The following is a 19577-nucleotide window of genomic DNA, read 5'->3' on the forward strand; positions in this document are numbered from 1 at the left end:
ACGGCCTGCGCCTGGGCGAGGCGGCGGGCGCCGCGCTCAACACCGATCTCAAGTCGCCGGTGGCCTGGGCGCCGGTGTCGCGGGTGCCCTACGCAGGCGGCCGCGTCGGCCACTTCCCGCATATCATCGACCGCGGCAAACCGGGAGTGATCGCCGTGCTGCGCAGCGGCCGGCGCTTCGTCAACGAGGCCGAGGGCTACTACGACTATGTCGCCGCCATGCTCGAGGCGGTGCCGCAGGGCAAGGAGGTCTGCTCCTGGCTGATCTGCGATCACCGTTTCATCCGCCGCTACGGCCTGGGCATCGCCCGCCCGGCGCCGGTGCCGCTGTGGTCGGTGCTGCGCAGCGGCTATCTCAAGCGCGGCCACAGCGTCGAAGCGCTGGCCCGGGCCTGCGGCATCGACCCGCGGGGCCTGGCGCAGACCCTGGCCGAGTACAACCGCCATGCCGCGCAGGGCGAAGACCCGGCCTTCGGTCGCGGCAGTACGCCCTTCAACCGGCGCAGCGGCGACGCCAGCCATGAGGGGCCGAACCCCTGCGTGGCGCCCATCGAGCGCGGGCCCTTCTATGCGGTGAAGGTCGAGCCGGGCAGCTTCGCCACCTTCGCCGGCCTGAAGACCAACGACCAGGCCCAGGTGCTGGACGCGCAGGACCAGCCCATCCCCGGGCTGTACGCCGCCGGCAGCGACATGGCCAGCGTGATGGGCGGCCACTACCCGTCCGGCGGCATCAACCTCGGCCCGGCCATGACCTTCGGCTATATCGCCGCACGGCATGCGGCGGGTGTCGAAGAGTACGAAACGACGCTGGACTGAGTGCAACGGGGGGCCAGAGGTAGGTTGGCTTGCAGGGCGCAGCGGAGCACGCAATAAAAAACCGCCGCGCGGCGCGTGGACCGGCGGCGGTCGAGGGGAAACGCGGGTCAGTCCTGCTGGGATTCGACGCCCAGCTCGTCCCAGACTTCCTCGGCCAGGTGGAAGGTGGCGTTGGCCGCCGGGATGCCGCAGTAGATCGCGCTGTGCATCAGCACCTCCTTGATCTCGTCGCGGGTCACGCCGTTGTTCTTCGCCGCGCGCAGGTGCAGGCGCAGCTCGCCCTCGCGGTTCATGCCGATCAGCATGGCGATGGTGATCAGGCTGCGGGTGTGCCGCGGCAGACCGGGGCGGGTCCAGATATCGCCCCAGGCGTGGCGGGTGATCATCTCCTGGAACTCTTCGTTGAACGGCGTGAGCTTGTCCAGGCTGCGATCGACATGGGCGTCGCCGAGCACCGCGCGGCGCACCTGCATGCCGGCTTCGTAGCGTTGTTTTTCGTCCATTTCAAACTCCGAAAGAGATGGTGCGCGCGGCGCACCCCACAGATACGGGCCGTAGGGTGCGCCGTACGCACCATAACGGTCTCAAGCCTTGAGGAAATCCAGCAGCGCCTGGGTAAAGGCCACGCCGGCCTCGACGTTGGACAGGTGCGCGGCGTGGAACTCCACCAGCTTCGCCCCCTCGATCCGCTGCTGCATCAAGCGGCCGTGCTCGACGGTGGTCACTGGATCGAGGCTACCGCAGAGGATCAGGGTCGGCGCACGGATCGCACCGAGATGCTCGCGGAAATCGGCATCGCGCACCGCCGCGCAGTTGGCCGCATAACCTTCGGACGAAGTCTGCGCCAGCATGCCGACGATGGGCTCGACCTGCTGCGGCTGCGCCGCGGCGAAGCCGGCGGTGAACCAGCGCGAGATCGAAGCGTCGCGCAGATCGCGCATGGCCTGCGCGCCGCCGGCCAGCACGGTGTCGATACGCGGGTTCCACACCTCCGGCGCGCCGATCTTGGCGGCGGTGTTGCACAGCACCAGGCGTGCGATGCGCTCGGGCGCGTTGAGCGCCAGCCACTGGCCGATCAGCCCGCCCATGGACAGCCCGCAGAAATGCGCCTTGGCGATATCCAGCGCATCGAGCAGGGCCAGCACGTCGCGGCCCAGCTGCTCGATGCTGTAGGGCCCTTCGGTCACCAGCGACTGGCCATGGCCGCGGGTGTCGTAGCGCAGCACCTGGAAATGACGGGTCAGCGCTGGCATCTGCACGTCCCACATATGCAGGTCGGTGCCGAGGGAGTTGGACAGCACCAGCACCGGCGCACCGGCCGGGCCTTCGAGCAGGTAGTTGAGGTCGCCATCGGCGAGACGTACGGCAGGCATGGATAACTCCTAACGCGAAAATTGCTGGTGTTCGGCGACGGCCCGCTGCACCCAGCGGCGGGCCTGTCCCAGGTAATGGGCCGGATCGAGCAGGCGCTCGAGTTCGGCGGCGGACAGCTCGGCGCCGACCGCAGCATTGGCACCGAGCACCGCGCGCAGGTGCACGCCCTGCTGCACCGCCTGGCGGCAGCACTGCTCGACCAGATGGTGGGCGGCGTCGCGGCCGATGCGCTGGGCCAGGGCGATGCTCACCGCCTCGGCCAGCACCAGGCCCTGGGTCAGTTCGAGGTTGGTGCGCATGCGCGCGGCGTCCACTTCCAGCCCCGGCACCGCCAGCAGCGTCTGCTGCAGCGCACCGGAGACCAGGCAGCAGAGCTCCGGCAGGGTTTCCCACTCGGCGTGCCACAGGCCCAGGCTGCGCTCGTGCTCCTGCGGCATGGCGGCCAGCATCGTCGCCACCAGGCCCGGCGCGCGGGTGGCGGCGCCGATCAGCACGGCGGCCCCCACCGGGTTGCGCTTGTGCGGCATGGTCGACGAGCCGCCCTTGCCCGGCGCCGACGGCTCGAAGACTTCGCCGGCCTCGGTCTGCATCAGCAGGCTGAGGTCGCGGCCGAGCTTGCCCAGGCTGCCGGCGATCAGCCCGAGCAGGCTGGCGAACTCCACCAGGCGGTCGCGCTGGGTGTGCCAGGGCTGCTCGGGCAGATGAAGTTGCAACTCAGTGGCCAGCGCCTCGGCCACCGGCCAGGCCTGCTCGCCGAGCGCCGCCAGGCTGCCTGAGGCGCCGCCGAACTGCAGGCACAGCAGGCGAGGTTTGAGTTCCACTAAACGCTGGCGATGGCGGGTGACGGCGCCGAGCACGCCGGCCAGCTTCATGCCCAGAGTCACCGGGGTGGCCTGCTGCAGCCAGGTGCGTCCGGCCAGCGGCGTGTCGACATAGCGCTCGGCCTGCGCCGCCAGGGCATCGGCCAGGGTGGCGAGGTCGCCTTCGATCAGCTCGATGGCGGCGCGCAGCTGCAGCACCAGGCCGCTATCCATGGCGTCCTGACTGGTGGCGCCAAGATGCACGAAGCGCTCGGCCTCGGGGCTTGTCGCAGCGATGCGCTTGCCCAGGGCCTTGACCAGCGGGATGGCGGAATTGCCGGCGATGGCGATGGCCTGAGCCAGGGCGGCGAAGTCGTAGAGCTCGGCCTGGCAGGCAGCCTCGATGGGCGCCACCGCCTCAGGCGGGATCAGCCCCACGCGCGCCTCGGCCCGCGCCAGCGCGGCCTCGAAGTCGAGCATGCCCTGCACCCGGCCGGCGTCGCAGAACACCGCGCGCATGGCCGGGGCGGTGAAGTAGGCATCGAAGAGTTGGTTGCTCAAGGCGGTCTCGTTCCAGCAGTTTGGGGTAAGCCTAGGTTGGCAGGGCGATGTGGGCGAATCCAGCGCGTAGGGTGGGCCGGGCAGCGATGCGTTTTAGCCCACCATGATGACAACGCACAGTGCGTAGGGTGGGCTTCAGCCCACCGGGGGCGTCATGGTGGACTGAAGCGAATCACTATCCCTTCACGCACTGTGGACATGGTGGGCTAAAGCCCACCCTACAGATGTCATTCACACCCGCTCGATCGCCAGCGCCAGGCCCTGGCCGACGCCCACGCACATGGTCGCCAAACCCAGCTTGCCGCCGGATTTCTCCAGCTGGTGCAGCGCGGTCTGCACCAGGCGCGCGCCGCTGGCGCCCAGCGGGTGGCCGAGGGCGATGGCGCCACCGTTGGGGTTGACCTTGTTGCTGTCGTCGGCCAGGCCCAGCTCGCGCATCACCGCCAGGCCCTGGGCGGCGAAGGCTTCGTTGAGCTCGATCACGTCGAACTGGTCGATGCCCAGGTTCAGCCGCTCCAGCAGCTTGCGCACCGCCGGCACCGGGCCGATGCCCATGACGCGCGGGGCGACGCCGGCGCTGGCCATACCCAGCACCTTGGCACGCGGGGTCAGGCCGTGTTTTTTCACCGCTTCGGCAGACGCCAGGATCAGCGCCACGGCGCCGTCGTTGACGCCCGAGGCATTGCCGGCGGTGACGGTCTTGCCCTCGCCGTTGACCGGCTTGAGTTTGGTCAGTGCCTCCAGGCTGGTGTCGGCGCGCGGGTGCTCGTCGGTATCCACTACGGTGTCGCCCTTCTTGCCCTTGATCACCACCGGCACGATCTCCTCGGCGAAGAAGCCTTGGGCCTGGGCACGCGCGGCGCGCTGCTGGCTGCGCAGGGCGAACAGGTCCTGGTCGGCGCGGCTGACCTGGTAGTCGTCGGCGACGTTGTCGGCGGTCTGCGGCATGGCGTCGACGCCGTACTGCGCCTTCATCAGCGGGTTGACGAAGCGCCAGCCGATGGTGGTGTCCTCGATCTTCTGGTTGCGGCCAAAGGCACTGTCGGCCTTGCCCATCACATAGGGCGCGCGCGACATGGATTCCACGCCGCCGGCGATGGCCAGTTCCATTTCACCGGCTGCGATGGCGCGGAAAGCGCTGCCCACCGCATCCAGGCCGGAGGCGCACAGGCGGTTGAGGGTCACCCCCGGCACGCTGTCGGGAATACCGGCCAGCAGCAGCGCCATGCGCGCGACGTTGCGGTTGTCCTCGCCGGCCTGGTTGGCGCAGCCCATGAAGACTTCGTCGATGGCGGCCAGATCCAGCTGCGGGTTGCGCTCGATCAGGGCTTTGAGCGGCACCGCCGCCAGGTCGTCGGCACGCACCGGCGCCAGACCGCCGCCGAAGCGGCCGATGGGCGTGCGAATGGCGTCGCAGATGAATACGTCGCGGCTCATTCCTCACCCCCGGCCTGGCCGTGGGCGGCGGCGGTGCGCGCTTCCAGGGCGCGCAGCGCTTCCAACTCGGTGTCGTTCGGCGCCTCGGTCACGGCGAGATTGTCGGCAAAGCGGATGGCCCAGCCGGTGTTCTCGATCACTTGCTCGCGGGTCACGCCCGGGTGCAGCGAGGTGACCACGAATTCGTTGCTGCCGGCTTCCGGCTCCATGATGCACAGGTCGGTGATGATGCCGACCGGGCCCTTGCCCGGCAGGCCGAGCTGCTGGCGGTGGTCGCCGCCCTCGCCGAAACCGACCGAGGTGATGAAGGCCAGCTTGTCGACGAAGGTGCGGTGCGACTGCTTGAGGATGATCAGCACTTCCTTGGCGGAACCGGCGATCTCCGGTGCACCGCCGGCGCCGGGCAGGCGCACTTTCGGGTTGTGGTAGTCGCCGATCACAGTGGTGTTGATATTGCCGAACTTGTCGACCTGGGCCGCGCCTAGGAAGCCGACGTCGATGCGCCCGCCCTGCAGCCAGTAGCGGAAGATCTCGCCGGTGGGTACCACGGTATCGGCGGTTTCGGCCAGTTCGCCGTCACCGATCGACAGCGGCAGCACGCTGGGCTTGGCACCGATGGGGCCGGATTCGTAGATCAGCACCACGTCCGGCGAGGAGGTCAGGCGCGCCAGGTTGGCGGCCTTGGACGGCAGGCCGATGCCGACGAAGCAGACCGCGCCGTTCTTCAGGCGGCGGGCGGCGGCGACGGTCATCATTTCGTTGGTGCTGTAGTCGCTGGTGGAAAGCGCGCTCATTATTTGGCCTCCGCAATCTTTTTCTGGAATGCCGCGAAATCGGCGGTGCCACGGATGTACTCGTCTATCCAGGCGGTAAAGCTCTCGCGGTCGCGGGCAATCGGGTCCCAGGCCTGGTAGAAGCGGTTGTCACGCTCGTAGTAGCCGTGGGCGTAGGACGGGTGGGCGCCACCGGGCACATGGCAGACGGCGGTCAACGCCCAGCTCGGCAGCACGCAGGCATTCATCGGCGCCTTGAGGTCGTCGACGATCTCCTCGACCGTGACGATGCAGCGTTTGGCCGCCAGGGCCGCTTCTTTCTGCACGCCGAGGATGCCCCACAGCAGCACGTTGCCCTTGCGGTCGGCCTTCTGCGCGTGGATCACGGTGACGTCCGGGCGCACCGCCGGAGTGGCGGCCAACCTCTCGCCGGTGAAGGGGCAATCGATGAACTTGATGTTCGGGTTGACCTTGGGCAGGTCCGAGCCGGCATAGGCGCGCAGCAGGGCGAACGGCAGGCCCGAGGCGCCGGCGACGTAGGAGTTGGCCAGGTCGGCGTGGCTGTGCTCGTCGATTTCCAGGGCGTTCGGCCACTGCTTCTCGACCGCATCGCGCAGGCGATGCAGCGAGCCGACGCCGGGGTTGCCGCCCCAGGAGAAGGTCAGCTTGCGCGCGCAACCGGCGCCGATCAGCAGGTCGTAGACCAGGTCCGGGGTCATACGCACCAGGTGCAGGTCTTTCTTGCCCTGGCGGATCAGTTCGTGAGAGGCGGCGGTAGGAATCAGGTGGGTGAAGCCCTCGAGGGCGACGCAGTCGCCGTCGTTGACGTGGCGCGAAATGGCTTCGCCCAGGGTGATGATGTCGGCCATCGTGTTGTTCTCGCTTGGGTTGCAGGTGCCACCGAGCAGGGGTGGCGGTGAGTTCAGATTAGGGCGCGCCATGCAGCGGAACAATCCGATAATCGCCTTATGGTGCGATTATCGAACCATTCCTGGTTGATGGTGCCGATAGCGCCTTACAGCAGGTTCCAGGTGTAACTGAGGATCAGGCGGTTCTCGTCGATATCGCTGCGGTAGTTGGAGCGCGCGGTGACGTTGCGCACGCGCACGCCGAGGCCCTTGAGTGCGCCGCTCTGCACCACGTAGCCGATGTCCAGGTCACGCTCCCAGTCCTTGCCCTCGTAGCGCGCACCGCCACGGTTGGTGGCCTGGGCATCGACGTTGTCGCCGCGGATGTAGCGCACCCCGGCCACCAGGCCCGGCACGCCCATGGCGGCGAAGTCGTAGTCGTAGCGCAGCTGCCAGGAGCGCTCGTCGGCCGAGGCGAACTCGAATGTGGGCACCTCGTTGCCCAGCGGGCTGACGTTGGCGAACACCCGCGGGAAGGCGTCATCGCCGAACATCGCCTGGTAGCCGAGATAGAAGGTGTGGCCGCCGTGCTTGGCCGACAGCAGGGCAAACAGCGCTTGGTTGTCGATCTCACCGAGCAATTGCTTGCCGTCTTCGGCCGAGTCGTAGAAACCGAGGTTGGCACCCAGGGTCCAGGCGCCGACCGGCTCGCTGTGCTTGAGGCCGAGGAAGCGCTGCTGGTAGATATCCTCCAGCTGCGCGTACCAGGCGCCCAGCGATGTGCGCCCTGCGTTGAAGGCATAGTCGCCGCCGGCATAGTTGAAGGCGTCGCTGCTCGCCGCGCGCTGCGGCAGGTGGCCGAGCATGGCCAGCATCTGGTCGTCGCCGGCCTCGTTGCGCAGGCTGGTGGAGTTGAGATGCCCGGCCTGCAGGGTCAGCCCGGCCAGCTCGTTGGACACGACGCTGACGCCCTGGTAGCTGGGCGGCAGCAGGCGAATGTCCGAGTAGGTCAGCACCGGCAGGTTGGGCTGCAGCTCGCCGACCTTCAGCTCGGTCTTGGACAGGCGCAGCTTCGCCGCCAGGCCCAGGCGGCTGTAGTCATCGGCGGCCTTGCCGCTCTCGCGGGTCGGCAACAGGCCGGTATTGACTCGATCCGGGCTGCTGTCGAGCTTGAGGCCGAGCAGGCCGATGGCATCCACGCCGAAACCCACCGGCCCCGGGGTGTAGCCGGATTTGAGGTTGAGGATGAAACCCTGCGCCCACTCCTCGGCCTTGGACTGCCGGTTCGGCCCGACGATGTCGGAAAAGTCGCGGCTGAAGTAATAGTTGCGCGCCGTCAGCGTGGCGCTGGCGTCGTCGATAAACCCGCCCTCGCCGGCCTGGCTCAGGCTCGGCAGGCAGGCGGCAATGGCGGTGGACAGCAGGCAAAGGCGTGGGCTGTGTTTCATCGGTAGCGTTCTCTTGTTGTTATCGAGGTTGCAGAAACCCGCCCGGCAGCCCAGGGGTTGCCGGTTCGGGGGAATGGATTGGGGGTTATTCCCTGGCTGGCTCGCCGGCGGGACTGGCAATGGCGGCCGGCTTGCGCAGGCGCAGCAGCAGGTGCGCGGCGAGACCGAACAGCAGGCCCCAGAAGGCCGCCGACAGGCCGAGGAAACTCAGCCCGGAGGCGGTCACCAGGAAGGTGAACAGTCCGGCGTCACGCTCGGCGGTCTCGCTCAGGCTGCGCGCCAGCGCCTCGCTGAACGCGCCGTACAGCGCCAGCCCGGCCAGGGAGGCGATCAGCGCCGCGGGAAAGGCGGCGAACAGCGACACCAGGGTGGCGCCGCCGATGCCAAGCCCCAGGTAGGCCAGGCTGCCGACCACCGCAGCCACGTAGCGTCGCCTGGGGTCTTCATGGGCCTCGCGGCCAGTGCACAGGCTGGCGGTGACCGCCGCCAGGTTCAGGCCGTGGCAGCCGAACGGCGCCAGCAGCGCGCCGCCGATGGCGCTGGCGCCGATCAGCGGGCTGGCCGGGGTTTGGTAACCGGCGCCACGCAGCACCGCCATGCCCGGCATGAATTGCCCGGTCAGCGCCACCAGCACCAGCGGCAGCGCCAGGTTGAGGGTAGCGGTGAGGCTGAATTCGGGGGCGATCCACTGCGGCGTGGCCAGCTCCAGCACCAGCGCCTCGCTGCGCAGCTGGCCGCCGAGCAGGGTCAGCGCCGCACCCACGAGCAAAACGCCGGCCACCGCGTAGCGCGGCGCGCTTCGGCGCAGCAGCAGGTAGGTGACGAACATGCTGACGATCAGCAGCGGCTGCTCGGGCAGCGCCTTGAACACCTCGATGCCGAAGGCGAACAGGATGCCGGCCTGCAAACCGGCGGCGATGGAGCCGGGCAGTTTGGCGATCAGCCGGTCGAAGCTGCCGCTGAGGGCGATCAGCAGCAGGATCAGGTTGGCCACCAGGTAGGCGCCGATGGCCTGGTTCAGGCCCAGTTCGGGCAGGGCGCCGACCAGCAGCGCGCTGCCGGGGATCGACCAGGCAATCACCACCGGCGTGCGATAACGCAGGCTGAGCAGCAGGCCCAGCGCGCCGCTGCCGATGGAAATCGCCCAGACCCAGGACGACAGCAGCGCCTGCGACAGGCCGGCGCTTTCCGCGGCATGGAAGATCAGCACCAGCGGCCCGGCGTAAGAGATGGTGGTGGCGAGCAGCCCGGCCACCAGGGCGGGCAGGCTGAAGTCTTTGAGCAGGGCTTTCATGGTCCCTCGCAAGGTCAGGCTGGCGTTTCTTGGGAAACGCTCTTGTTCTGGGCAAAGCTGCGGGGCGCGTTGTACGCACCCCGCAGTTTTGGCATACGCCTTGTGGCTTATGCGCCCTGCAACGCCCGCGGCCGCGCGCTGCGCTGCTCGGCCTTGGCGCTCGGCGCGCGCTGCAGCTGGAAGTCGAAGGTCAGGGTGGCGAAACGCTTGCCGTCGACGCCACGGTCACGGGCGGCGGCTTCGTCCTCGACGAACTGGATATCGCCGACCAGGCCGTCGCGGGTGGCGTAGGCGAAGTCGTCCCACAGGTACTTCTCACCGGCCAGGTTGATCTGGGTGGTCAGGTGGCGATGGCCCGGCGCGGAGATGAAGAAGTGGATATGCGCCGGACGCTGGCCGTGGCGGCCGAGCAGGTCGAGGCATTCCTGGGTCGGGCCCTGCGGGTCGCAGCCGTAGCCGCTGGGCACTATGCTGCGCGCGCGGTAGCGGCCTTCGGCGTCGGTGACGATGCGCCGGCGCAGGTTGTAGTCGCTCTGGCTCTTGTCGAAGTAGGAGTAGTTACCCTTGGTGTTGGCGTGCCACAGGTCGACCACGGCGCCGACCAGCGGTTTGCCCTGGGTGTCGCGCACCACGCCTTCGAGGAACATCACCGTGGCCACGCCGTCTTCGCTGCCGTCGTCCATCCGCACCTGGCCCTCGGCCAGGGGCGCGCCGGCCACGTACAGCGGGCCTTCGATGGTGCGCGGGGTGCCGCCGCTGAGGCCGGCCTCGGCGTCCTTGGCGTCCTGCAGCAGGTCGAGGAAGTGTTCCAGGCCCAGGCCCGGCACCAGCAGGCCGAACTCGCTGCGCGCGCCGAGGCGGTTGAGGTAGTCCACCGCCTGCCAGAATTCGTCGTCGGTCACTTGCAGGTCTTCGATGATCTTCGCCGCGTCGCCGACGATACGCAGCATCAGCTGCTTGAGGCGCGGGCTGCCCTGCTCGTTGTTGAGGCCGCAGGCCTCGCGGAACAGGTTCTGCACGTCTTGGGTGTGGGAGATTTTCACGGTCATGGTGGCGTACCTCGTTGTTGTTCTGGGGATCAGCGGTCGTCGGCATGGATCGACGAGGGATGCCGGCACAGCGGCGTGACCTCGATGTCCATGTAGGGGAACAGCGGCAGTTGCAGCAGGGTGTCGTGCAGCGCCTCGACGCTGGCCACGTCGAATACGCTGTAGTTGGCGTAGTGCCCGGCAATGCGCCACAGGTGGCGCCAGGTGCCCTCGCGCATCAGGCGCTGGGCCAGTTCCTTCTCGTCAGCCTTGATCCGCGCGGCCACTGCCGGGTCCATGTCGGCCGGCAGCCTTACGGTCATCTTCACGTGAAACAGCATGGCTTCGATCTCCTGCTTACTTGCGGGCGAAGAACGCCAGGCGCTCTTCGTCCAGGGTCAGGCCCAGGCCGGGGCTGCGCGGCACCTGCAGGGCGAAATCGCGATACAGCGGCGCCTCAGTGACGATTTCCTCGGTCAGCAGCAGCGGGCCGAACAGCTCGGTGCCCCAGGTCAGCTGGCGCAGGGTGACGAAGGCGTGGGCCGAGGCCAGGGTGCCGATGGCGCCTTCGAGCATGGTCCCGCCGTACAGGGCGATGCCGGCCGCTTCGGCGATGGCCGCAGTGCGCAGCACGGCGCGCGGGCCGCCGTTCTTGGCGATCTTCAGGGCGAACACGCTGGCCGCGCCGTCGGCGGCCAGGCTGAAGGCGTCTTCCACGCTCTCGATGGATTCGTCGGCCATGATCGGTGCCGGGCTGCACTGGTTGAGGCGCACCTGGCCGGCGCGATTGATGCGCGCGATGGGCTGCTCGATCAGGTCGATGCCGTTGTCGCCCAGCACCCGGCAGGCGCGGATGGCCTGGGACTCGTCCCAGCCCTGGTTGACGTCGACGCGCACGCTGGCGCAGTCGCCCAGCGCCTGCTTGATGGCGATGACGTGGTTGAGGTCGCGCTGCAGTTCGCCGGCGCCGATCTTCAGCTTGAAGATGCGGTGGCGGCGGATGGCGAGCATCTGTTGCGCCTCGTCGATATCGCGGGCGGTGTCGCCGCTGGCCAGGGTCCAGGCCACCTCCAGGCTGTCGCGCACGCGGCCGCCGAGCTGCTCGCTGACCGCCAGGCCCAGGCGCTTGCCCTGGGCGTCGAGCAGCGCGCTTTCGATGCCCGACTTGGCGAAGGTGTTGCCCTTGGCCAGCTTGTCCAGGCGTTGCATGGCGGCATTGATATTGGCCGCGTCCTGACCGCGCAGCGCCGGCGCCAGGTGGCTGTCGATGTTCTGCTTGATGCTCTCCGGGCTCTCGTTGCCGTAGGCCAGGCCACCGATGGTGGTGGCTTCGCCTATGCCTTCGACACCGTCGCTGCAGCGCAGGCGGATGATCACCAGCGTCTGGTTCTGCATGGTATGCATGGCCAGCTTGTGCGGGCGGATGGTCGGCAGGTCGACTATGGTCGCCGTCAGGCTTTCGATCAGGACGTGGCTCATTTCAATCTTCCAGGTTCAGGGTGAGGCTCAGGCCTTGGCTGCCGCCAGCGCTGCGGACGCCGCCTGGCGCCGCTGGCCGCTGAGGGTGAACACCGCCATGGCCAGGGCGGCGATGGCCCCGGGTACGGCGAAGGCGATGAAGTTCAGTTGCAGCGGCAGGTTGATCGCCATCAGCGCGCCGCCGAGCAGCGGCCCGACGATGGCGCCGTTGCGGCCGATGCCCGAGGCCCAGCCGAGGCCGGTGGAGCGGATCGACAGTCCGTAGAACTGCGCGGCGCCGGCGTACAGCAGGATCTGCGTGCCGATGGTGGTGGCGCCGGCGATGAAGATCAGGCCGTAAAGCACCGGCGTCGGGCTGTTGAAGCCGAGCAGGCTGATCGAGGCGGCGGCGGCGACGAAGAAGGCCACCATCACCTTGCCCAGGTTGAAGCGGTCGCCCAGCCAGCCGCCGAGAATGGCCCCGGCCATGCCGCCGAAATTCAGCGCCAGCAAAAACGACAGGCTCGAGCCCAGGCTGTAGCCGGCGCTGGCCATCAGCTTGGGCAGCCAGGAACTCAGCGCGTAGACCATCAGCAGGCAGCAGAAGAACGCCAGCCACAGGCACAGGGTGCGCAGCGCGCGGCCGTCGCGGAACAGCTCGAAGACGCCGACGCCCTGGCCCTTGCCATCGCTCATCTGCAACTGGTCGGCGGCGTCGAGGGCCAGGCCCGGCTCGACCTTGGCCAGCACCGCGCGAGCCTGCTCATGGCGACCCTGGCGCACCAGGAAACCCACCGACTCCGGCAGCTTCCACAGGATCAGCGGCAACAGCAGCAGCGGCACGGCGGCGGCGAAGAACATCGACTCCCAGCCGAAGCGCGGCAGCATGTAGATACCCACGCCGGCGGCGAGCATGCCGCCCAGCGAGTAACCGCTGAACATCACCGCCACCAGGGTGCTGCGCAGACGCTTGGGCGCGTACTCGTTCATCAGCGCCACGGCGTTGGGCATCAGCCCGCCACAGCCCAAGCCGGCGATAAAGCGGAAGATGCCGAACTCGGTGGGGTTGCTGGCGAAGCCATTGAGGATGGTCGCCGTGGAGAACAGCACGAAGCAGATGGCGATGCCCTTCTTGCGCCCGATCCGGTCGGCCAGGGTGCCGAAGCCGAGGGCGCCGAACATCATGCCGAACAGCGCATAGCTGCCCAGGGCGCCGGCCTCCAGCGGGGTCAGGTTCCACTCCTGCATGATCGACGGCAGCACCACGCCGAAGATGAACAGGTCGTAGCCATCGAAGATCAGCAGCAGCGCGCAGAGCGCCATGACCATCCAGTGAAAGCGGGAAAAACGCGCGTTGTCGATAACGGGGTGAACGTCTATCTGTCGCATGGCATCGGTTCTCGGTTTTGTTTTTGTTGTGAACTGCTCGGTTGCTTGTGTAGGAGCGCTCGGCCGGTGTTCCGCTTTAGCCACGATTCGCGGCTAAAGCCGCTCCTACGGGGTCGTGCTCAGCCCAGATCGCCTCCGCCCACCGGCAAAGTCACGCCGGTGATATAGGAGGCCTCGTCGGAGGCGAGAAAGAGGATCGCGCCGACCTGCTCGTCGATGCTGCCGTAGCGTTTCATCAGGCTGCTCTGCACGGTCTGATCGACGATCTGCTGGTACCAGCCCTTCTCCTCGGCGCTCTGTTCGGCGGCATTGCGCGGGATGCGCCGCGGCGGCGCCTCGGTGCCGCCGGGGGCGGTGGCGTTGACGCGGATGCCGCGCTCGGCGGTCTCGAACGCCAGGCAGGCGGTCAGCGCGTTGACGCCGCCCTTGGCCGCGCCGTAGGGCACGCGGTTGACCCCGCGGGTGGCGATGGAGGAGACGTTGACGATGGCGCCGCTGCCCTGCGCCAGCATCTGCGGCAGCGCGGCATGGCAGCACCACAGGGTGGGGAACAGCGAGCGGCGCACCTCGGCCTCGATCTGCGCCGTTTCGTAGTGCTCGAAGGGCTTGGCCCAGATGGTGCCGCCGACGTTGTTGATCAGGATGTCGAGGCGGCCGAAGCGCTCGACGGCCGCCTGCATCACGCCCTGGCAGTCGCCGGCCTGCTCCAGGTCGGCGGTCAGGCACAGCACGCCTTCATGCTCGGCCAGCTCGAACACCAGTTCGGAGCGGTCCACCGCCACCAGCTGCGCGCCCTCCTCCAGCAGCCGCTCGGCGACGCGGCGGCCGATGCCCTGGGCGGCGCCGGTGACCACGGCGACCTTGTGTTGAAAACGCATACTCATAGTCCCGTCCTCGTCGAGGGGCCGCGGGCTTGCGCCCGCGCCGCGAATAAAAACGGCCCGCCGCCGTGGCGGCGGAGCCAAGGAGCAATCAGGCGCTGGCGGCAAATTTCTCGTAATAGAAATTGGCCGGGGCGATGCCCTGCTCGCGGATATAGGCGCTGACCGCCTCGACCATCGGCGGCGGGCCGCACAGGTAGATGTCCACCTCGCCGTCGTTGAGGTGCTTGGGTTCGATGTGCTGGGTGACGTAGCCCTTGTGCGGGTAGCTGCTCTCGGGGCTGGCCACGCAGGCGCTGAAGGTGAATCCGGGGATGCGCGCGGCGAAGGCTTCCAGCTTGTCCAGCTCGACCAGGTCATGGTCGTGGGTCACGCCGTAGATCAGGTGCAGCGGGTGCGCGCAGCCTTCGGCGGCGATCTTCTCCAGCATCGCGGTGAAGGGCGCCAGGCCCGTACCGCCGGCCAGCAGCAGCAGCGGGCGCTTGATCTCGCGCAGGTAGAAGCTACCCAGCGGGCCGGCCAAGCTGATGCTGTCGCCGGCCTTGGCCAGGTTGCTCAGGAAGCTGCTCATCAGCCCGCCCGGCACGTTGCGGATCAGAAAGCTGACCTCGCCGTCCTTCTGCAGGCTGCTGAAGGAGTAGGCACGGGTCTGCTCGCTGCCCGGCACCTGCAGGTTGACGTACTGCCCCGGCAGGAAGGCCAGTTGGCTCAGCGCCTCGCCCTTGACCGACAGGGCGATGGTGCTGTCGGAGAGCTTGCGCACCGCGCTGATGGCCGCCTCGAAGCTGGCCTGCTGGGTCTTGCACAGCTGCGAGGAGGCCGGCACGCGGATCACGCAGTCGCTCTCGGCGCGCATCTGGCAGGTCAGCACATAGCCCTGCTCGGCCTCGGCCTGGCTCAGGGCGTCGTCGATGTATTCCTCGCCGAGGTCGTACTGGCCGGCTTCGGCGAAGCACTTGCAGGCGCCGCAGGCGCCATCGCGGCAGTCCAGCGGGATATTGATGCCCTGGCGATAGGCGGCGTCGGCCACCGTCTCACCCAGGTTGGCGTCGATAAAGCGGGTGACCCCGTCTTCGAAATTCAGTGCGATCTTGTGGCTCATGGCGCACCTCGCTATGCGGTTGGCGGCGTGCAGGGTCCCGTGACGGGAGCCGAGGGCTCCCGCCGGCAGCGCTGCAGCGGAATCAGATGTGGTAGACGTCGATGATCTGTCTGACGTAATCGTTCTTCAGCACTACCTTCTTGGCCTTGATCAGCGGGTTCTCGCCGCGGGTATCCAGGGTGTAGAAGCTGGTGCCGTAGAAGTGATCGACGGTCTTGTAGCGAAAGCTCAGGGTGTGCCAGTTGAAGCGCACCTTGGTCAGCCCATCGCCCTGCTCGACGATCTCGATATTGTTGATGTTGTGCGAGGTGCGGGTATCCGGAATGGTGGCGCTGGAGCGCTCGGTGCGGATGCGGAACACCCGGTCCTCCAGGCCGCTGCGGTTGCCGTACCAGATCAGCGAAATCTCGGTCTGCGGGTTTTCCACCAGCTGGTCGGCATCGTCCCAGGCCGGCATCCAGAACTCGGCATCCGGCGCGTACAGCTCCAGCCACTGGTCCCACTGCTTGTCGTCCAGGTAGCGCGCCTCGCGGTAGAGGAAGTCGCGCACGGCGTCATAGGAAAGGCTCATTTACGCACCCTCCACGTGGATCAGTTGCTCTTGCTGCTCTTGCAGCGCCTGGATCATCTGCTGCTGCCAGTAGTGGTGCTGCAGCACAAACAGCCCCTCGTCCTCAGTACGCGCGCCGCTCATCAGCGGCTGCAGGTCGATCTCCCGGGCCGAGTCGTCGGCGCCGTCGATCCAGTGCTGGGCGCCGCGGGACATGTCGTTCCACTGCATGGCGCGGCCGGCGAAGCCCTGCTGGCAGGCGCGGAACTCTTCCAGGTCATCGGGGGTGGCCATGCCGGAGACGTTGAAGAAGTCCTCGTACTGACGGATGCGCCGCGCACGCGCCTCGGCACTCTCGCCCTTGGGCGCGATGCAGTAGATGGTCACCTCGGTCTTGTCCACCGACAGCGGCCGGGCGATGCGCAGCTGCGAGCCGAACTGGTCCATCAGGTACAGGTTGGGGTACAGGCAGAGGTTGCGCGAGTGGCCGATCATCCAGTCGGCGCGGGCTTCGCCGAACTCGGCGGCGAGGCGCTCGCGGTCGGCGAACAGCGGGCGATCTTCCGGGTTGTCCCAGCGGGTCCAGAGCAGCAGGTGGCCGTTCTCGAAGGAGTAGAAACCGCCGCCCTTCTTGCCCCAGCCGCCGGCGCTCATGGCGCGGATGTCGTCGCCGGCCTCTTTCAGCTTGCGCTGCTGCTGGGTGGCGGCGTAGTTCCAGTGCACGGCGGTGACGTGGTAGCCGTCGGCACCGTTTTCCGCCTGCAGTTTCCAGTTGCCCTCGTAGACATAGGTGCTGGAGCCGCGCAGCACTTCCAGGCCTTCGCTGGACTGGTCGCAGATCATGTCGATGATCTTCTTCGACTCGCCGAGGAAGTCCTCGAGCGGCGCCACGTCCTCGCGCAGGCTGCCGAACAGGAAGCCGCGGTAGGACTCGAAGCGGGCGACCTTCTTCAGGTCGTGGGAGCCGTCGCAGTTGAAGCTGTCGGGGTAGCCGGCTTCCTTGGGGTCCTTGACCTTGAGCAGCTTGCCGCTGTTGTTGAAGGTCCAGCCGTGGAAGGGGCAGGTGTAGCTGGCCTTGTTGCCGCTCTTGAAGCGGCACAGCATGGCGCCGCGGTGGCTGCAGGCGTTGATGAAGGCGTTGAGCTCACCCTCCTTGTTGCGCGCGATGAAGATCGGCTGGCGCCCCATGTGGGTGGTGTAGTAGTCGTTGACGTTGGGGATCTGGCTCTCGTGGGCCAGGTACAGCCAGTTGCCCTCGAAGATGTGCTGCATCTCCAGGTCGAACAACCGGGGGTCGGTGAACATCTCGCGCTTGCAGCGGAAAATGCCCTTGTCCCTGTCTTCTTCAAGCAGGCTATTGAGGTAGTCGAGTCCCAGGTTCATGGCCATGGCTCCGTTGTTATTGTTTCAACGGTTCCAAGGCTATGCCGCCTGATTGTCCGACAATATCCAGTTAGTGCAGGACCTTTATCCGTTTTCTGCAGGGTGCGACCAAGGTCGTAGAAGCCGCGTCAGCCGTGGCCTGGGCAGAAACTCGGAAGGTGGAAAACGTAGGGTGGAAAACCGCGAAGCGTTTTCCACCTGTAGCCAACCGGAAGAGATACGGCGCGTGTTTGATCGGTGGACAAGCTACCCGCTCGTAGGGTGCGCCGTGCGCATCGAAAATGCGTGGGATCAGGACTCGCGGCGACGCAGGGTATCGGAGGGCAGCTCGCCGAAGGCGCTCTTGTAGCTCTCGGAGAAGCGGCCGAGGTGGAGGAAGCCGTAATCCAGCGCCACCTCGGTGATATTGCGCACCTTGGCCGAGGGGTCGCTGAGGCAGGCGTGCACCCGCTCCAGCTTGCGCTGGCGGATATAGTGCTTGGGCGTGGTACCCAGGTGCTTGTCGAACAGCGCGTAGAGCGAGCGCGGGCTGATATGGGCGAGCTGGGCCAGTTGCTCGAGGCTGATGTCCTGCTTGAGGTTGTCGTCGATGAATTGCACCAGGCGCTCGAACGAGGGGTTGCTCTCGGCCAGCTCCGCGCGGCTGACGTTGTTGCCGAGCAGGCCGAGCAGCTTGCTGGCGATGATCCGCGTGTAGTGCTCCTGCACCGAGGGCAGCGACTGCTCGCTCTCGGCCTCGTCGCAGACCAGGCCGAGCAGGTTGGTGAAGCCTTCGAGCTGCTGCAGCTGGTGGCGCGAGGCGAAGCGCACGCCGTCGGCCGGACGCTGCCAGTGGTTGTCGCTGCAGGCGCGCTCGATCAGCTGGCTCGGCAGCTTGACGATGAACTTCTCGCAGTCGTCGGAATAGGTCAGGTCGACCGGATCGTCGGGGTTGATCAGCAGCAGTTCGCCGGGGGTGAAGTAGTGTTCCTGGCCGTGGCCGCGCCACAGGCAGTGGCCCTGCAGCAGCATCTGCAGGTGATAGATGGTTTCCAGCGCCGGTGAGGTGACGCGCACGCTGCCGCCGTAGCTGATACGGCACAGATCGAGGCTGGCGAAGCTGCGGTGGCTGAGGCTGGCGGCCGGGCGGCCGCTGTTGGGCAGGCGAATGCAATGCGAGCCGACATGCTGGTTGACGTAGTCGGATACCGCATAGGGGTCGGCATTGGCGAACAGCCGACTCTTCTCGTTGAGCAGACGACAGTCCATAACTCAGGGCGCTCTTATTGTTATCAAATGGCGAGTGCTGACGGGCCAAGGCTGCCCTCCTCGCTCGAACCATAGATACAGGCAAATGGCCCGCCGCTGATCACGAACCGATCAACGGTTGACCGGCACAGGTTAGCGGCCTGACGAGCTTAGGCAATCGGACCTTGGGCGAATATCGCGGCGGGCGATTACCGCCCGCTTTCGTCTGGATCAGGCAGGATCTCCTAGGGTGGATCGCCCTTTATCGATCCACCGTCCTGGTGGATGTAAAAAGCGTCATCCCCCCTAGGATCTGCTCAAGAAGGCCGAAACAGCTGGCTGCTGAGGTCGCGGCTGGCGCTGAGCATCAGCGGCAGGTAGCGCTTTTCCAGCTCGCTGATCGGCACGCGGCCGGCGTGGGTGCTGACGTTCATCGCCGCCAGCACGTGGCCGGCGGAGTCGTACACCGGCACCGCCAGCGAGCGCAGGCCCTGCTCCAGCTCCTGGTCGACGATGCACCAGCCCTGGTGGCGCACGCGCTGCAGGCACTCCCACAGCGCCTCGGGGGTGTGCAGGGTGCGACTGGTCTTGGGCTGCAGCTCGGCGTGGGCCAGGTAGTCCTGCAACTGGTCGTCGTCCAGCGCGGCGAGCAGGATGCGACCCATGGAGGTGCAGTAGGCCGGCAGGCGGCTGCCGACGCTGAGATCCACCGAGATCAGCCGCTGCGGAATCGCCGAGCGGGCGATGTAGAGCACCTGCTCGCCTTCCAGGGTGGCCAGGTTGCAGGCCTCGTGCAGCTGCTCGCTCAAACGGTCGAGATAGGGCTGGGCGGACACCGCCAGCGGCGTCGACGACAGGTAGGCGTGACCCAGGGTCAGCACCTTGGGCAGCAGCGAATAGGTACGCCCGTCGGTGGTGACGTAGCCCAGCTTCATCAGGCTGTAGAGGCAGCGGCGCACCGCGGCGCGGGGAATCTCGGTGCGGTGGCTGATCTGGGCGATGGTCAGGTGGCGCTTGCGCTCCTGAAAGGCGTTGATCACCGCCAGGCCGCGGGCCAGGGAGGTCATGAAATTGGGATCGCCGGCGAACTCCTCGATGCGCTTGGCCGGCGACACGTAGGGCGGCGGCGCCAGGCTGGACAGGGGCGGACGGGTATCGCTCATGGAACCTCCGGGGCGGTCGACAGTGCCTGGCGATTATCGAACCCCG

The 19577-nt window shown here is 67.3% G+C and carries 19 protein-coding genes; 1 reads left to right on the top strand and 18 read right to left on the bottom strand.

The genetic code is table 11. The features are described from left to right. Positions 1-815 (top strand): FAD-binding protein (locus tag N878_RS01315; protein ID WP_021441877.1); only part of this gene is annotated, 815 nt, incomplete at its 5' end. Positions 816-922: 107 nt separating this feature from the next. On the opposite strand, the gene pcaC is transcribed toward N878_RS01315, so the two are convergent. The 18 genes from pcaC to N878_RS01405 all read right to left on the bottom strand — a co-directional run bounded on the left by pcaC (position 923) and on the right by N878_RS01405 (position 19531). After that, the gene (pcaC, locus tag N878_RS01320; protein ID WP_021441878.1) at positions 923-1318 is read right to left on the bottom strand and encodes a 4-carboxymuconolactone decarboxylase; all 396 of its coding nucleotides are present in this window, start codon (positions 1316-1318) and stop codon (positions 923-925) included. 81 nt (positions 1319-1399) lie between these two features. Beyond that, positions 1400-2188: a 3-oxoadipate enol-lactonase gene (pcaD, locus tag N878_RS01325; protein ID WP_021441879.1), complete on the bottom strand. Its 789-nt coding sequence runs from the start codon at positions 2186-2188 to the stop codon at positions 1400-1402. A 9-nt stretch (positions 2189-2197) separates the two neighbouring features. Continuing rightward, entirely contained in the window at positions 2198-3550 is a 1353-nt protein-coding gene (locus tag N878_RS01330; protein WP_021441880.1) for a 3-carboxy-cis,cis-muconate cycloisomerase, read from the bottom strand. A gap of 231 nt (positions 3551-3781) precedes the next feature. Further along, complete coding sequence (gene pcaF / locus N878_RS01335) at positions 3782-4987, bottom strand: 3-oxoadipyl-CoA thiolase (RefSeq protein ID WP_021441881.1); 1206 nt, start codon at positions 4985-4987, stop codon at positions 3782-3784. Continuing rightward, positions 4984-5781, bottom strand: coding sequence for a CoA-transferase subunit beta (locus N878_RS01340; protein WP_021441882.1), 798 nt, complete (start codon positions 5779-5781; stop codon positions 4984-4986). The genes pcaF and N878_RS01340 overlap by 4 nt, the downstream gene beginning before the upstream one ends. Beyond that, on the bottom strand, positions 5781-6629 hold the full coding sequence (locus N878_RS01345) for a CoA transferase subunit A (RefSeq protein ID WP_021441883.1): 849 nt from the start codon (positions 6627-6629) through the stop codon (positions 5781-5783). The genes N878_RS01340 and N878_RS01345 overlap by 1 nt, the downstream gene beginning before the upstream one ends. 146 nt (positions 6630-6775) lie before the next feature. Continuing rightward, the gene (locus tag N878_RS01350) at positions 6776-8056 is read right to left on the bottom strand and encodes an OprD family porin (RefSeq protein WP_021441884.1); all 1281 of its coding nucleotides are present in this window, start codon (positions 8054-8056) and stop codon (positions 6776-6778) included. Between the two features lie 85 nt (positions 8057-8141). Then, positions 8142-9350, bottom strand: a complete 1209-nt coding sequence (locus N878_RS01355) for a benzoate/H(+) symporter BenE family transporter (RefSeq protein ID WP_021441885.1) — start codon at positions 9348-9350, stop codon at positions 8142-8144. A gap of 107 nt (positions 9351-9457) precedes the next feature. Next, complete coding sequence (gene catA / locus N878_RS01360) at positions 9458-10399, bottom strand: catechol 1,2-dioxygenase (protein ID WP_021441886.1); 942 nt, start codon at positions 10397-10399, stop codon at positions 9458-9460. 29 nt (positions 10400-10428) lie between these two features. Continuing rightward, complete coding sequence (gene catC / locus N878_RS01365; protein WP_021441887.1) at positions 10429-10719, bottom strand: muconolactone Delta-isomerase; 291 nt, start codon at positions 10717-10719, stop codon at positions 10429-10431. Between the two features lie 16 nt (positions 10720-10735). Next, positions 10736-11857 (bottom strand): muconate cycloisomerase family protein, encoded by a 1122-nt coding sequence (locus N878_RS01370; protein ID WP_021441888.1) that lies wholly within the window; start codon positions 11855-11857, stop codon positions 10736-10738. Between the two features lie 27 nt (positions 11858-11884). Then, positions 11885-13225, bottom strand: a complete 1341-nt coding sequence (locus N878_RS01375) for an MFS transporter (protein WP_031302552.1) — start codon at positions 13223-13225, stop codon at positions 11885-11887. 119 nt (positions 13226-13344) lie between these two features. Beyond that, positions 13345-14109, bottom strand: a complete 765-nt coding sequence (locus tag N878_RS01380; protein ID WP_021441890.1) for a 1,6-dihydroxycyclohexa-2,4-diene-1-carboxylate dehydrogenase — start codon at positions 14107-14109, stop codon at positions 13345-13347. 88 nt (positions 14110-14197) lie between these two features. Beyond that, positions 14198-15208, bottom strand: a complete 1011-nt coding sequence (benC, locus tag N878_RS01385; protein ID WP_021441891.1) for a benzoate 1,2-dioxygenase electron transfer component BenC — start codon at positions 15206-15208, stop codon at positions 14198-14200. 82 nt (positions 15209-15290) lie between these two features. Then, positions 15291-15779, bottom strand: a complete 489-nt coding sequence (gene benB, locus N878_RS01390) for a benzoate 1,2-dioxygenase small subunit (RefSeq protein WP_021441892.1) — start codon at positions 15777-15779, stop codon at positions 15291-15293. Further along, the gene (gene benA, locus N878_RS01395) at positions 15780-17141 is read right to left on the bottom strand and encodes a benzoate 1,2-dioxygenase large subunit (RefSeq protein WP_021441893.1); all 1362 of its coding nucleotides are present in this window, start codon (positions 17139-17141) and stop codon (positions 15780-15782) included. Positions 17142-17432: 291 nt separating this feature from the next. Beyond that, positions 17433-18389 carry an AraC family transcriptional regulator gene (locus N878_RS01400; RefSeq protein ID WP_021441894.1) on the bottom strand — a complete coding sequence of 319 codons (957 nt, stop codon included), beginning with the start codon at positions 18387-18389 and terminating at the stop codon, positions 17433-17435. Between the two features lie 296 nt (positions 18390-18685). Continuing rightward, complete coding sequence (locus N878_RS01405; protein WP_021441895.1) at positions 18686-19531, bottom strand: IclR family transcriptional regulator; 846 nt, start codon at positions 19529-19531, stop codon at positions 18686-18688. Between the last annotated feature and the right edge of the window lie 46 nt (positions 19532-19577).

The sequence above is a fragment of the Pseudomonas sp. EGD-AK9 genome (genome assembly GCF_000465935.2).
Lineage (GTDB): Bacteria > Pseudomonadota > Gammaproteobacteria > Pseudomonadales > Pseudomonadaceae > Aquipseudomonas.

Coding starts and splice junctions, on each gene's coding strand:
- pcaC (WP_021441878.1), bottom strand. CDS start 1,318: ATGGACGAAAAACAACGCTACGAAGCCGGCATGCAGGTGCGCCGCGCG.
- pcaD (WP_021441879.1), bottom strand. CDS start 2,188: ATGCCTGCCGTACGTCTCGCCGATGGCGACCTCAACTACCTGCTCGAA.
- pcaF (WP_021441881.1), bottom strand. CDS start 4,987: ATGAGCCGCGACGTATTCATCTGCGACGCCATTCGCACGCCCATCGGC.
- N878_RS01340 (WP_021441882.1), bottom strand. CDS start 5,781: ATGAGCGCGCTTTCCACCAGCGACTACAGCACCAACGAAATGATGACC.
- N878_RS01345 (WP_021441883.1), bottom strand. CDS start 6,629: ATGGCCGACATCATCACCCTGGGCGAAGCCATTTCGCGCCACGTCAAC.
- N878_RS01350 (WP_021441884.1), bottom strand. CDS start 8,056: ATGAAACACAGCCCACGCCTTTGCCTGCTGTCCACCGCCATTGCCGCC.
- N878_RS01355 (WP_021441885.1), bottom strand. CDS start 9,350: ATGAAAGCCCTGCTCAAAGACTTCAGCCTGCCCGCCCTGGTGGCCGGG.
- catA (WP_021441886.1), bottom strand. CDS start 10,399: ATGACCGTGAAAATCTCCCACACCCAAGACGTGCAGAACCTGTTCCGC.
- catC (WP_021441887.1), bottom strand. CDS start 10,719: ATGCTGTTTCACGTGAAGATGACCGTAAGGCTGCCGGCCGACATGGAC.
- N878_RS01370 (WP_021441888.1), bottom strand. CDS start 11,857: ATGAGCCACGTCCTGATCGAAAGCCTGACGGCGACCATAGTCGACCTG.
- N878_RS01375 (WP_031302552.1), bottom strand. CDS start 13,225: ATGCGACAGATAGACGTTCACCCCGTTATCGACAACGCGCGTTTTTCC.
- N878_RS01380 (WP_021441890.1), bottom strand. CDS start 14,109: ATGAGTATGCGTTTTCAACACAAGGTCGCCGTGGTCACCGGCGCCGCC.
- benC (WP_021441891.1), bottom strand. CDS start 15,208: ATGAGCCACAAGATCGCACTGAATTTCGAAGACGGGGTCACCCGCTTT.
- benB (WP_021441892.1), bottom strand. CDS start 15,779: ATGAGCCTTTCCTATGACGCCGTGCGCGACTTCCTCTACCGCGAGGCG.
- benA (WP_021441893.1), bottom strand. CDS start 17,141: ATGAACCTGGGACTCGACTACCTCAATAGCCTGCTTGAAGAAGACAGG.
- N878_RS01400 (WP_021441894.1), bottom strand. CDS start 18,389: ATGGACTGTCGTCTGCTCAACGAGAAGAGTCGGCTGTTCGCCAATGCC.
- N878_RS01405 (WP_021441895.1), bottom strand. CDS start 19,531: ATGAGCGATACCCGTCCGCCCCTGTCCAGCCTGGCGCCGCCGCCCTAC.